Genomic DNA, 12694 nt, shown 5'->3' with positions numbered 1-12694 from the left:
ATGCGTCGGGCGGCGCGTCGTAGGCGGTGCGTCGTAGGCGGTGCGTCGCGGTACGTCGGGCGGTGCGTCGTGGGCGGTGCGTCGTACGGTGCGTCGTAGGCGGCGCGTCATAGCGGAGACGGCCCCTGCTCGTTCACGGATCAGGAGTCAGGCGCGACACGCCGCTCCAGCGGGCCGCGACACGCCGACATCCGTCCGCAACACCTGATCCGCGAACGGATGCGGGGCCGGGCGGGCAACAAACGGGACGGCGATGGGCTTATCGCGAGACACCGCGCACAGCGGACAGAGCACAGCGGACAGAGCACACCAGACAGGGCACGCTGCACCGCACACATGGCATGCGGAGACGCCCCTGCTCGTTCACGGATCAGGAGTCACGCGCGACACGCCGCTCCAGAGGGCCGCGACACGCCGACATCCGTCCGCAACTCCTGATCCGCGAACGGATGCAGGGTCGGACGGGCAACACCGCACCCGTCGAGGAACACCCAAGCAGCGTGCGCGCTGGCACGACGACACCTAATCGGTGATATCTACCTCGCACAGCAGGTCGGCCTGGATGGCGACACGCACGGTCTCGAGGAGCCCGGCGGGCACCGGCGAGTCGACGGTCAGCACACTCAGCGCCTGCCCGCCCGCCTCACGACGGCTGATCTGCATGCCGGCGATGTTGATGCCCGCATCGCCGAATTCCTTGCCGTAGACCGCGACGATGCCGGGGCGGTCGGTGTAGATCATCACGATGAGATGCTCGGCGACCGGCACCTCCACGTCGTAGCCGTTGATCTCGACGATCTTCTGCGCCTGCTTCGGCCCGGTGAGCGTTCCCGAGACGGAGATCTGGCTTCCGTCGCTGAGCGTGCCGCGGATGGTCAGCAGGTTGCGGTATTCATCGCTCACCGCATCCGTCGTCAGGCGCACGGTGATGCCGCGCTGCTCGGCGAGCAACGGCGCGTTCACGTAGCTCACGGACTCGCTCACGATGTTCGTGAAGATGCCCTTGAGGGCGGCGAGCTTCAGTACTTTGACGTCGAACTCGACGATCTCGCCACGGATCTCGACGTCGACGGCGGTGATCGGGCTCGAGGCGAGCCCGACGAAAAGCTGTCCGAGCTTCTCCATGAGCGGGATGCCCGGACGCACGGTCGTATCGATGACGCCACCGGCGACGTTGACGGCATCGGGCACGAGTTCGCCCGAGAGGGCGAGGCGCACAGACCGGGCCACCGAGACTCCGGCCTTCTCCTGGGCCTCGTCGGTGGAAGCGCCGAGGTGGGGGGTGACGACGATGTTCGGCAGGGCGAGCAGCGGCGAGCCGACCGGTGGTTCGTGTACGAAGACGTCGAGGCCGGCCCCGGCGATCGTGCCCGCCGTGAGCGCGCGATAGAGGGCATCCTCGTCGATGAGCCCGCCGCGCGCCACGTTGACGATGTAGGCCGTTTCTTTCATGAGGGCGAACTCGGCGTCGCCGATCATGCCGGTAGTCTCCGGGGTCTTCGGCATGTGGATGGTGACGAAGTCGCTCTGCGCAAGGAGCTCGTCGAGGCTGAGCAGGGTGACGCCGAGCTGCTGCGCCCGCGCGGCCGTGACATAGGGGTCGTAGGCCACGATGTTGGTGCCGAAGGCCTGCATGCGGGCAGTGATGAGAGCGCCGATGCGACCGAGTCCGATGATGCCGATCGTCTTCTCGAACAACTCGACGCCGGTGTACTTGGAGCGCTTCCACTGGCCATCGGCGAGGGCGCCATGGGCCGCCGGGATGTGGCGCGCGAGGCTCAGGATGTGCCCGACGGTCAGTTCGGCCGCCGAGATGATGTTGGAGGTGGGGGCATTGACCACCATGACACCGGCCTCGGTGGCCGCCTTGATGTCCACGTTGTCGAGTCCGACGCCCGCCCGGGCCACGACCTTCAGGTGCTTCGCGGCGGCGATGGCCTCGGCATCCACCTGCGTCGCAGAGCGGATGAGCACGGCACTCGCGTCGGCGAGCGCGGCGAGAAGGGCCGGCCGGTCGGTTCCGTCGACGGAACGCACGTCGAAGTCGGGACCGAGGGCCTCGACGGTAGCGGGAGAGAGTTCTTCAGCGATCACAACGATCGGCTTTGCCACGAATCGGATCCTTCGTTTGGAAAAGGGGGGATGCCGCGCCGCGACGGGCGCTTCGGCTCTTGAACTTTATCCCACCCCTCACGAACCGCTCCGCCGTGTGACGCCAAGCGGCAGGAGCTAGTGCTGCGAGGATGGAGGGATGACCGCCTTCGAAATCGTGCAACTCGCGCTGCGCATCCTGCTGGCCATCGTCTTCGTCGGCATGGGTATCACCCACTTCGTGCCTGCGCCTGCTCGCGGGATGGCCGCGATGATCCCGGGATACTTCACCCGCGGCGGGCTGATCTCCGGCAAGAGCCTTGTGCGATTCACCGGCGTCTGCGAGATCGCCGGCGGGCTCGGACTGCTCGTGCCAGTGACGACCTTCCTCGCCGGCATCATGCTTGTGGTGTTCCTCGTCGCGGTGTTCCCGGCGAATCACTTCGCCTCGGAGCATCCGGAGCGGTTCGGCTCCGCCGCCATTCCGTTCTGGCCGCGCTACATCGCCCAGCTGGTGCTCATCGCCGTGATCCTCGTGTCGATCGTGACCGTTCCTCGCTGAGGTCGAAAAGTCAGGCGAGGGCCTCGACCGACAGCGTCGTCGCGGCCACCAGTGTGAGCCCGATAACGAAGAGCAGCACCCTGAGCAGCAGCGGCTTCCGGCGTCCGATGACGAACGCGAGGGTGAACACGACCGGCGCGAGCAACACGTCGATCACCAGCCAGACCCACGGGATCGGCACCGGATCGAGTTTCACCACGGCTCGCGCCTGGTTGTAGAGGTCGATCTGCGAGGTGACGCCGACCACGTTGGACACCGCCTCGAAGAGGTCGTAGACGTAGAAGAGCCCGAACAGGATGGCGATGGCGATGCCGAGCCAGCCGAAGCGCGGGCGGTCCGGAATCTTGTCGGTGTCGGTCATCAGGCTCCCAGTCCGAGGATGAACGGCCACGGCGCGAGCAGCACGACCCCGAGCAGCAGAAGAAGGATGCGCACCAGCGTGCGGCGATTCCGCGCGAGTACGAGCACGCCCACGAACCACGCCGCCGGGGCCGCGATGGCAAGGATCTGCCCGAGCCGGTACATGAAGGCGAAGAACAGGTTCGCGCTCGGCACGGTTGCGCGCTGCACCCCGATGATCCAGCCGACGGTGAACAGCAGGAACACGCCACCGAAGACGCCGAGCGTCACCAGCAGCGCGGAACTCATCCCCGGTTCCTCGAGTTCGACGTCGGCGGACGGGTCGACGACGTCGGGCGCGTCGACATGGGTCGGATCGGTCTCGCCGCCCCAGGTGAGGGCTTCTTCGTCGGGGTCGATGGCCATGGCGCTAGCGGTTCAGTCGCAGCTGGATGACCTCGACCAGGTGAGGGAACAGCGGATGATCCGGCTCGACACCGGTGATGGCGACGGCGAGTTCGTCGGCCGGCAGCCCGCTCGAGAGCAGCTCCTGCAGTTGCACGCTCTCCTCATCCCCGGGAACGTCGAAGCGCAGGGCGGCGCCGACCGCGTTGAGGAGGTCCCAGGCCGGCATCCCGCGCTCGGCGAGCTCGGCCGCGGGTCCGATGAATCGTTCGTTGCGGCTCAACTTGCGCATGGGGTTGCGCCCCACCCGCTCGCAGGTGTCGGGAAGGTGCGGATTGGAGATTCGGACGAGCGTCTTCTCGATATAGGCCTGTTGTTCGTCGGCGTCGAACTCGTGTTTGGCCACGAGGAGCGACTTCGTCTCGGCGAGCGCGGCGCGCACCTCCGCCTGCAGTTCCGGGGTGGCGAGGGCCTCACGGATGGACACCCAGCCGCGATCGATGCCGTGATAGGCGGCCGCGGCATGGGCGGTGTTCACGGTGAAGAGCTTGCGCTCGATGTACGGGGCGAGGTCGTCAACCCAGGTGATCCCGTAGATGTCGGGGGTCGTGCCGGTGCCGTCGTGGCCGAGGAACGGTGTGCGGTCGACGACCCACTCGAAGAACGATTCGATCGTGACATCCAGCCCGCCGTCCTGCTCGGGCACGATACGGTCGATCGCGCAGTTCGCGAAGACGGCATTGTGTGCGGGGGCGTGCTTGCGCACGTGGCCGGCGAGGATGTCGGTGCCGCCGAGCGCGTTCTCACAGGCGATGACGGTGAGTTTTGGCGCATCTGTGTGCCGGGAGTCGAGTCCCTTGGCGATCACAGGGGCGATGAACTGCAGGATGCGCGCACCGACCGCCGTGGTGACCACGTCGGCGGAGGCGATGGCGGCCACGACCTCGGCCTCATGGGTGCGGCTGTTGAGGGCGCGGAAGTTGTCGACGACGCTGGATTTGGAATCCTCACCGACCTCGTGCACGTGGTAGCTGTCGGCCGCCTGAAGCTCCGCGATGATGTCGTCGTTGACGTCGGCGAAGATCACTTCGTATCCGCTCGCGTGCAGGAACTGGGCGACGAAGCCGCGACCGATGTTCCCGGCGCCGAAATGGACAGCGGTCTTGTTGCTCATGGCTGGCAATTCTACTTCGGCGGGCGCTGTCATCCATCCGTCACATTCGTGCTGTTTACTGATCAGACAATGGATCTCATCGATGTGCAGGAGGTGCGGGTACCCGCCACGCGCGCGGACCTGCGCGTCGGAGAAGGGGAGAAGGTGCTCGCCGGGGGCACCTGGCTCTACTCGGTGAAGGAGACCGGTCTGCGTGGCCTGGTGGATATCACCCGGCTGGGCTGGCCGCCGGTGACGTACACCGCGACCGCGCTCGTGATCGCGGCTACCTGCACGGTCGCCGAGCTCTCCCGCCTCACCCCGCTCGAGTTGCGCACGGACCCGGTTCACGCAGCTCGCGGAGTGGAGGCACACTCCGATCCGCTCGCGCTCTTCTGGCAATGCGCCAACTCGTTTCTCGCCTCGTTCAAGATCTGGAATGTCGCGACCGTCGGCGGCAACATCGCGCTCGCGCTGCCGGCCGGGCCGATGATCTCGCTGGCGGCGGGCCTCGACGCGGACGCGGTGATCTGGATGCCCGGGGGCGGTGAGCGACGGATGCCCGTCGCCGAGCTCGTCACCGGCGTGATGCAGACCGCCCTCGAGCACGGTGAGGTTCTGCGCGAGATCGAGATCCCCCGCTCCTCGCTCGAGTCGCGCACCGGGTTCCGCCGCCTGGCGCTCAACGACCTCGGCCGCACGGGCACTCTCGTGATCGCGCGGCGGGCGGCGGACGGGCAGACAGTGTTCACCGTGACCGGGGGCACGACGCATCCGGTGCAGCTGCGGTTCGACGAGCCGCCGGCCGCGTCGCTGCTCGAGGAGCGGATGCGCGCCATCGACTGCTGGTACGACGACGCCCACGGCTCCCCCGACTGGCGGCTCGCCCTCGGAGTGCGCTTCGCCGAACAGCTGCGACGGGAGCTGGAATGAGATTCTCGGTGAACGGGTCCCCCGCGGAAGCGAGTCCGGCCCCCGGCCAGGTGCTGCGAACGGTGTTGCGCGACCTCGACCACTTCGACGTGAAGAAGGGCTGTGACAGCGGCGACTGCGGTGCCTGCACGGTACTGCTCGACGGCGATCCGATCCACTCGTGCATCTACCCGGCCCACCGCCTCGAAGGGGCCGAGATCACGACGGTCGCGGGACTCGGGAGTGCGGAGCATCCGCATCCGCTGCAGCAATCGTTCGTGGATGCCGCGGGCTTCCAGTGCGGATTCTGCACCGCGGGAATGATCGTGACGGCGTCGACCTTCACCGACGACGACCTCGACGACCTGCCACGCCTCCTCAAGGGCAACATCTGCCGGTGCACCGGTTACCGGTCGATCCGCGATGCTCTCTGCGGTACCTCGAACACGCAGTCCCCGGCTTCCGGGGAGGCCGCCGGGCAGTCGGTGCGGGCGCCCGCCGGCCTGCGGGTCGTCACCGGCGAGGAGGAGTTCACCCTCGACTTCCGAACCACCGGACTCCTGCATCTCGCGGTGCTGAAGAGCCCGCACGCGCACGCTCGTATCGTCTCGATCGACACCTCCCGCGCGCTGGACGCCGACGGGGTGCACGCCGTCCTCACCCACCGCGACTCCCCCACTACCCTGTTCTCGACCGGCCGGCACGAGATGCGCACCGACGATCCGGATGACACCCTCGTGCTCGATCCCGTGCTGCGCTTCATCGGCCAGCGGGTCGCGGCCGTCGTGGCCGACACCGTCGCCATCGCCGAACGCGCGCTCGCGCTGATCGAGGTCGAGTACGAGGTGCTCGCCGGCGTCTTCGACCCGGAGCTCGCTCGTCAGCCGGGGGCTCCGCTGCTTCATGCCGACAAGGGAATCGACCAGCGGGTGGCCGCACCGGAGCGCAACGTGCTCGCCCAAATGCACGGAGAGATGGGCGATGTGGATGCGGCGATCGCCGCGGCGGATGCCGTCGCCACCGGCACCTGGCAGACGCAGCGGGTGAGCCACGCGGCCCTGGAGACCCACGCTACCCGTGGCTGGCTCGATGCCGACGGCCGCCTGGTGCTGCGCACCTCGTCCCAGGTGCCCTACCTCGTGCGCGACGAGCTGTGCCACATCTTCGACCTCTCGCACGACCGGCTGCGCGTTTTCACCGCCAGGGTCGGAGGCGGCTTCGGCGGAAAGCAGGAGCTCTTCACCGAGGACCTCGTGACCCTCGCCGTGCTCCGCACCGGGCGTCCGGTGCAGTACGAGTTCACCCGCGAAGACGAGTTCACCCTCGCCTCGCCCCGGCACCCGATGCAGGTCTCGGTGACCCTTGCTGCGACATCCGATGGCACGCTCACCGCGATGGCGATCGACGAGCTGATGGACACCGGTGCCTACGGCAACCACGGCATCGGCGTGATGTACCACAGTGTTCACGAGTCGATCAGCGTGTACCGCTGTGCAAACAAGCGGGTGGATGCCGAATCGGTGTACACCAACAACCTGCCCTCTGGCGCCTTCCGCGGCTACGGCCTTGGACAGGTGATCTTCGCGATCGAGTCCGCGATGGACGAGCTCGCCCGCACGCTCGGGATGGACCCCTTCGAGCTCCGGCGCCGTAACGTCGTGGTGCCGGGGGACGACATGGTCGTCGTGGAGCCGCACGCCGAGACCGACCTCATCTACGGTTCGTACGGCCTCGACCAGTGCCTCGACCTCGTGCAGGACGCGCTGTCCGGGCCCCCGCCGGCGTCCACGCCCGAATGGCGGGTCGGCACCGGTATGGCGCTCGCGATGATCGCCTCGCTGCCTCCGCGCGGGCACTACGCGGATGCTACGGTCACCCTGCTGCCCGGCGGGGATGTGGAGATTGGGGTGGGCACTGTCGAGTTCGGTAACGGAACGACGACGGTGCATGCCCAGTTGGTGGCATCCGCCCTCGGCCTGACCGTCGACCGCGTGCGCATTCGCCAATCGGACACCGACGTGGTGGCATACGACACGGGCGCGTTCGGATCGGCCGGCGTGGTGGTGGCGGGCAAGGCCCTACTGGCTGCGGCATCGCTGCTCGCAGAACTCATGCTCGAACGAGCATATTCAATCTCGCCTGTCCCCGGCGGGGTCGTGTCAGGGGGCGGGGTGCTCATTGGATCGCTTTTCCTCTCCGCGTCGGAGCTGCTCGCCGAGGGACCGCTCACCGCGAGCGGCCGGCACGACGGCACTCCGCGCTCGGTGGCGTTCAATGTGCACGGCTTTCGCGTGGCGGTGAATCCCGCGACCGGCGAGGTGCGCATCCTCGAGTCAGTGCAGGCGGCCGACGCGGGCACGGTGCTCAATCCCGAGCAGCTGCGGGGGCAGATCGAGGGGGCGACGGCGCAGGCGATCGGCACCGCGCTCTACGAGGAGATGCGCCTCGACGGCGCGGGACGCGTCACCACCACGGCGTTCCGCAACTACCACGTGCCCCGGTTCGCCGACGTACCGGTGACCGAGGTGCTCTTCGCCGAGACCTTCGACGCCCTCGGACCTCTCGGGGCCAAGTCCATGAGTGAGGCGCCCTACAACCCGGTGGCGCCGGCGCTGGCGAACGCGATCCGGGATGCCCTCGGCGTGCGACCACACGAGCTGCCGATGTCGCGAGACCGGGTGTGGCGACTGGCCGGGTCGCCGGGCGCGTAGGAGGCCGGCGCGGGTCGTGTCTCCCTTCGAAGGACTCCCCCGAAGGCGTTCGTTCGCTCCGCCGACCCCCATCGATTGCCTGCCCTGTTCGCGGATCAGGAGTCTCGGGCGAGTGTCGGCGTGTCGAACCTTCCGCGCGCGGCGTGTCGCGCGGCACTCCTGATCCGCGAACACCAGCGGCTGCCGGGATGCCCTCGGGCGAACGTGTTGCCACGGAGACTCGCGATCGGGTCGAGACGTGCTGCGGGTTGCCGCGCAGCACAGTCGCAGGCTCGTCAAACCCGGGTACGCACCCGGTGGATCGCCCCCGCCGTGGTAGACAACGGCAGCGCGGATGCCCCGGACCGGGCCGCGATCACCTCGGCGAGGATCGCGACCGCGGTCTCCTCCACCGTGCTGCCACCGAGGTCGAGGCCGATCGGCGAGCGCAGCCGGGAGATCGAGTCCTCGTCGACTCCGCGCTCCCTCAGGGATGCGACGCGGCGGTCATGTGTGCGGCGCGACCCCATCGCGCCGACGAAGCCGGCTGGCGACGCGAGCGCGAGCGCGACGAGCTCGGCATCGAACCGGGCGTCGTGGCTGAGCACGCAGATCACGGTGCGATCGTCGATCTCTGCGCTCTCGAGCCAGACCGTCGGCCAGGCGACGACGACCTCGGCTCCCGCAAATCGCTCTGGCGTCGTGAAAAGGGGGCGCGGGTCGCAGACCGTCACCCGATAGCCGAGCACCTGGGCGGCCGCCGACAGCGCGGCGGAGAACTCCATCGCACCGAACACGATCAGGTGGCGGTCGACCGGCGGCCGTTCGGTGAATCCCGAGCAGACTTCGATCTCGCTCCCGGTTCGCAACGCCTCGACGAGGTCGTCGGTGAGCAGCTGCACCTGGATGCGCAGCCGCCCGCCGCAGGTGAGTCCGACGGAGTAGGCGGTCTCGTCGCTCACCCCGTACTCGACAGTGCGCGTGACTCCGTCGGCACGCACGAGTTCGCAGGTGGCGACGACCGCGCCCTCGACGCATCCGCCCGCGATACTTCCGATCACGGCAGTGCCGTCGAACGCCATCGAGGTACCGGCGGTGCGTGGTGCGCTGCCCTCGATCGAGACGGCAGTCGCGACGGCAAGACGACGGCCCGCAGCAACGGCCGCCAGCAGCCTGTCGGCGATCTCGAACATGGATTCAGGATCGCACAGCCGCATAACGGGGCGGTTACGGACGGCTGTGCGGCGGCTGCAGGTCCACGTCACGCGCCGGACACACGCGGGTGCTAGAAAATCACCATGCTCACAATCACCGGCGCCACCCGCATCCTCGTCGACGAGACGACCGAACGCGATGGTGCCCTGGTGGTACGAGACGGGGTGGTCGCGACCGATACACGATCACCCGGCGAGCACAGCGAGACCCTCGATGCGAGCGGATGCGTCGTCACGCCGGGCCTCGTCAACGCGCACCATCACCTTCTGCAGTCCGCCTTCCGCACCCTTCCCGGCACGCGCGGCGTCGCCATGCGGGACTGGCTGCCCACGATGGCGACGGCCTATGCCCGGGCGGGGGTGGATGCGTCGCTCGCGAGCGCCGCGGCATCCGTCGGGGTCGCCGAGGGACTGCTCTGCGGCGTCACGACCGTCGCGGATCACCACCTGACCTGGCCATCGGGTGCGGACACCGTGGCCATCGCGACCGCGACCGCGGATGCCGCCCGCGCCCTCGGCGGCAGGCTGGTGTTCGTGCGGGGATCCGCCCGGGACGATCCCGAGGAGGCGGCGCTCTCCGCCGAGGAGATCGTGCAGGCGCTCCTTCCGCAAACGGCGGACGGCATGCTGCAGCTCGCGGTCGGGCCCGCCGGGGTACACAGCGACAGCAGGGAGACCTTCGAACTGCTGGCCGAGGTCGCCGCGAAGCACGGTCTGCGTCGGCGCACGCAAGCCAACGAACAGGTGGATGTCGCGATCGCGCTGGAGAAGTACGGAAGACGTCCGATCGACCTGCTCGAGGATTGGGGCTGGCTCGAGCCCGGAGTGACGCTCGCCCACCTCTGCGACGTGACCGGGGACGAGATCCGCCGGCTGGCGGCATCCGGCATCACGGCGACGCACGCCCCGGGCTGCGACCTGCCGATGGGATGGGGCATCGCGCCGGTCGCGGCACTGAGGGAGGCCGGCATCACGGTCGGCCTCGGCACCAGCGGCGGCGGAAGCAACGACGCGGGACATCTGCTGGCGGATGCCCGGCTCGCGATGCAGGTGGCCCCGCTCGTCGGACCTCCGCTCGCCGCTCGCGCGGTGCTCGGCATGGCGATGACGGGGTCCGCCGCGGGTCTCGGACGGTCGGACCTCGGCACTCTTCGCGAGGGGTCCGCCGCGGATCTCTGCGTCTGGGACGTCTCGGGTGTCGCGGATGCCGGCGTCGCCGACCCCGTGGCGGGGCTGCTGTGGGCGAATCCCGGGCGCCGCCCGAAGCATGTCGTCGTCGCGGGACGGGTGGTGGTGCGGGACTACGAACTCGTGAACGCCGACGAGAGGGAGCTGGTTGCACGGCTGGCGGAGCGGGTGCCGGTGCAGTAGGGACGCCCTGCCGGTCGAGTAGGGACACCCTGCCGGTCGAGTAGGCCGTCCACGGCCGTGTCGAGACCTGACTGCGCGCATGACGGGTCTCGCTCCCCACCGGCACGGCCGCTGAGCGAACTACTCGACCAGCAGACGGCACGGGTCTCGCTCCCCACCGGCACGGCCGCTCGATTCTGACGAATCGATCGGAACCGGCGGCGTGGCCCCACGGTCGCTGGCGCTCCCTACTCGACCAGCTGAGGGCTACAGCTCGAGCACCAACCGGGGGCAGGCCGCGCGCGAGACGCAGATGTACATCACGGCATTCTGCTCTTGCTCGAGCGGGGTGAGGATCGAGTCGCGGTGGTCCACGTCGCCCTCTATCACCGGCGTCTCGCAGGTGCCGCAGGTGCCCTCGCGGCAGCTCGAGAGCACGAACACCCCGGCCTCTTCGACCACCTCGAGGATGCTGCGATCCGGCGGGACAGTGAGCGTCTCGCCACTGAGCGCGAGCTCCACCTCGAAGTCGCCCGCGAAGACCGGCGCCGCAAGAGGTTTGGCCTCGAAGTGCTCCACGTGCAGCGGATGCCCGCCCGCGGCGGCCTCGACCGCCTCGATGAAGCGCGTGGGGCCGCAGGCGTAGATCGTGGCCATCGGGTCGAGCGACTCGAGGAGCTCCGCGACATCCAACCTCGTGCCTTCGTCGCTGAGGTGGAGGGTCGCCTCCCCGACCTCGTCGAGCAGCGCGAGCGCCGACCTGGACCGCCCCGAGTAATGCAGGTCGTAGTGGATTCCGGATGCCGCGGCCGCGCGCGCCATCGACGCGATCGGGGTGATGCCGACCCCGGCGGCCAGGAGCAGCACGGGCGATCCGGGGAACGGCGCGAATTCGAAGTGGTTGCGGGGCCCGCGCACCCTGATCGACGCTCCCGCTAGGAGGGAGTCGTGAAGCCACAGCGATCCGCCTCGGCCGGACGGCTCGCGCAGCACGGCGATGCGCCAGGTCGGGGACTCCGGCGACACCGCGGGAAGGAGGGAATACTGACGCTCGTCACCCGACGGCAGCACGAGGTCAATGTGCGCGCCCGCCTGCCACCGTGGCAGCGCTGCGCCGTCGGCCCGCGCGAGCTCGAAGACCTCGATCGAGTCGGCGGCGCGGCTGCGCGAGACCACGACGGCCTCGAACTCGGTCTCGTGCGAGCTCATCGGCCCTCTGGCTTCTCTTTGACCACGAAGAGCCGGTAGCCGCCCGGCTCGGCGGCGTGCCAGCGATGACGGATGCCCCCGGCGAAGTAGATCGAGTCGCCCGCGCTGAGAACCGACGACTCCCTGCCCTCGAAGTCCACCTGCACGACCCCGGACACCACATGGAGGAATTCGTCTCCCACGTGTTCGTAGAATTCGCCCGGCACCTGGTTCGATCCGCGAAACTCCATCGGGTGGAAGCGTCGGCGACCGTGCACGAGCAATCGGCCCTCACCATCGCCGTAGGGTCCACGAGTGCCCTGGTCGGCATGCACCACCACGATGTCCGACTGGTCGGCCGGGTCATCCTCCGCCTCGGCCATCAGCTCGAGCTGGCTGCTGCCGAGCGCGCGCGCGATCTTCTCCAGCGAGGTCATGCTCGGGCGTGCCCGGCCCCGCTCCAGCTGGCTCAGGAAGGGGTGCGACAGGTCCGCACTCACAGCGAGCTGGACTAAAGTTAGTCCTCTGGCTCGACGCAGTTGACGGATGCGGATGCCGATTCGTTCGGCCTGCAGGTCAATCGCGGAATCGACGGTAGTAACGGGGTCCTCCTCACTGTGAGAGCGCTAGCGATCCTGCAGGACGGGAGCGGCCCGGGCAACCCGACGGACTCAGGCTTAATAGATGGAAACGATGCCGTTACATGTCGGAAACGGGGCGTCCCTAGATTCGATGATGTTGACGATATCAACATTTTTCTGCGACCAGCTCACCGGTGCGATGGTCGCCC

Annotated in this window: 11 protein-coding genes; 4 read left to right on the top strand and 7 right to left on the bottom strand. The window is 68.5% G+C overall.

The window, feature by feature from the left end:
- Window positions 1-522 precede the first annotated feature (522 nt).
- Window positions 523-2112, bottom strand: a complete 1590-nt coding sequence (gene serA, locus ACVXZ4_RS04680) for a phosphoglycerate dehydrogenase (protein ID WP_461797074.1) — start codon at window positions 2110-2112, stop codon at window positions 523-525.
- Between the two features lie 139 nt (window positions 2113-2251).
- Here serA and ACVXZ4_RS04675 point away from each other — a divergent pair, with 139 nt between their 5' ends.
- Entirely contained in the window at window positions 2252-2653 is a 402-nt protein-coding gene (locus ACVXZ4_RS04675; RefSeq protein WP_461797073.1) for a DoxX family protein, read from the top strand.
- Window positions 2654-2663: 10 nt separating this feature from the next.
- Here ACVXZ4_RS04675 and ACVXZ4_RS04670 read toward each other — a convergent pair whose 3' ends face one another.
- From ACVXZ4_RS04670 to ACVXZ4_RS04660, 3 genes are read right to left on the bottom strand one after another with little or no spacing between them, the layout of a single operon-like run.
- Window positions 2664-3014, bottom strand: coding sequence for a hypothetical protein (locus tag ACVXZ4_RS04670; protein WP_461797072.1), 351 nt, complete (start codon window positions 3012-3014; stop codon window positions 2664-2666).
- Window positions 3014-3418, bottom strand: a complete 405-nt coding sequence (locus tag ACVXZ4_RS04665) for a hypothetical protein (RefSeq protein ID WP_461797071.1) — start codon at window positions 3416-3418, stop codon at window positions 3014-3016. Before ACVXZ4_RS04665 ends, ACVXZ4_RS04670 begins: the two co-directional genes overlap by 1 nt.
- Before the next feature lie 4 nt (window positions 3419-3422).
- Entirely contained in the window at window positions 3423-4571 is a 1149-nt protein-coding gene (locus tag ACVXZ4_RS04660; RefSeq protein ID WP_461797070.1) for a mannitol-1-phosphate 5-dehydrogenase, read from the bottom strand.
- 69 nt (window positions 4572-4640) lie between these two features.
- Between ACVXZ4_RS04660 and ACVXZ4_RS04655 the strand changes: the two genes are divergently transcribed.
- Window positions 4641-5483, top strand: a complete 843-nt coding sequence (locus ACVXZ4_RS04655) for an FAD binding domain-containing protein (RefSeq protein ID WP_461797069.1) — start codon at window positions 4641-4643, stop codon at window positions 5481-5483.
- Window positions 5480-8173: a molybdopterin-dependent oxidoreductase gene (locus ACVXZ4_RS04650; RefSeq protein WP_461797068.1), complete on the top strand. Its 2694-nt coding sequence runs from the start codon at window positions 5480-5482 to the stop codon at window positions 8171-8173. Before ACVXZ4_RS04655 ends, ACVXZ4_RS04650 begins: the two co-directional genes overlap by 4 nt.
- A 275-nt stretch (window positions 8174-8448) precedes the next feature.
- On the opposite strand, the gene ACVXZ4_RS04645 is transcribed toward ACVXZ4_RS04650, so the two are convergent.
- Entirely contained in the window at window positions 8449-9345 is an 897-nt protein-coding gene (locus ACVXZ4_RS04645; protein WP_461797067.1) for an XdhC family protein, read from the bottom strand.
- 105 nt (window positions 9346-9450) lie between these two features.
- Here ACVXZ4_RS04645 and ACVXZ4_RS04640 point away from each other — a divergent pair, with 105 nt between their 5' ends.
- Complete coding sequence (locus tag ACVXZ4_RS04640; protein WP_461797066.1) at window positions 9451-10737, top strand: amidohydrolase family protein; 1287 nt, start codon at window positions 9451-9453, stop codon at window positions 10735-10737.
- A 246-nt stretch (window positions 10738-10983) separates the two neighbouring features.
- On the opposite strand, the gene ACVXZ4_RS04635 is transcribed toward ACVXZ4_RS04640, so the two are convergent.
- On the bottom strand, window positions 10984-11925 hold the full coding sequence (locus ACVXZ4_RS04635) for a PDR/VanB family oxidoreductase (RefSeq protein WP_461797065.1): 942 nt from the start codon (window positions 11923-11925) through the stop codon (window positions 10984-10986).
- Window positions 11922-12452, bottom strand: a complete 531-nt coding sequence (locus ACVXZ4_RS04630) for a helix-turn-helix domain-containing protein (protein WP_461797922.1) — start codon at window positions 12450-12452, stop codon at window positions 11922-11924. The genes ACVXZ4_RS04635 and ACVXZ4_RS04630 overlap by 4 nt, the downstream gene beginning before the upstream one ends.
- Between the last annotated feature and the right edge of the window lie 242 nt (window positions 12453-12694).

The sequence above is a fragment of the Lacisediminihabitans sp. FW035 genome (assembly GCF_054880895.1).
The sequence above is the reverse complement of the archived record's forward strand: the minus strand, read 5'-3'. Positions and strand labels throughout refer to the sequence as shown.

Coding starts and splice junctions, on each gene's coding strand:
- ACVXZ4_RS04675 (WP_461797073.1), top strand. CDS start 2,252: ATGACCGCCTTCGAAATCGTGCAACTCGCGCTGCGCATCCTGCTGGCC.
- ACVXZ4_RS04640 (WP_461797066.1), top strand. CDS start 9,451: ATGCTCACAATCACCGGCGCCACCCGCATCCTCGTCGACGAGACGACC.
- ACVXZ4_RS04660 (WP_461797070.1), bottom strand. CDS start 4,571: ATGAGCAACAAGACCGCTGTCCATTTCGGCGCCGGGAACATCGGTCGC.
- ACVXZ4_RS04635 (WP_461797065.1), bottom strand. CDS start 11,925: ATGAGCTCGCACGAGACCGAGTTCGAGGCCGTCGTGGTCTCGCGCAGC.
- ACVXZ4_RS04670 (WP_461797072.1), bottom strand. CDS start 3,014: ATGACCGACACCGACAAGATTCCGGACCGCCCGCGCTTCGGCTGGCTC.
- ACVXZ4_RS04650 (WP_461797068.1), top strand. CDS start 5,480: ATGAGATTCTCGGTGAACGGGTCCCCCGCGGAAGCGAGTCCGGCCCCC.
- ACVXZ4_RS04645 (WP_461797067.1), bottom strand. CDS start 9,345: ATGTTCGAGATCGCCGACAGGCTGCTGGCGGCCGTTGCTGCGGGCCGT.
- ACVXZ4_RS04665 (WP_461797071.1), bottom strand. CDS start 3,418: ATGGCCATCGACCCCGACGAAGAAGCCCTCACCTGGGGCGGCGAGACC.
- ACVXZ4_RS04655 (WP_461797069.1), top strand. CDS start 4,641: ATGGATCTCATCGATGTGCAGGAGGTGCGGGTACCCGCCACGCGCGCG.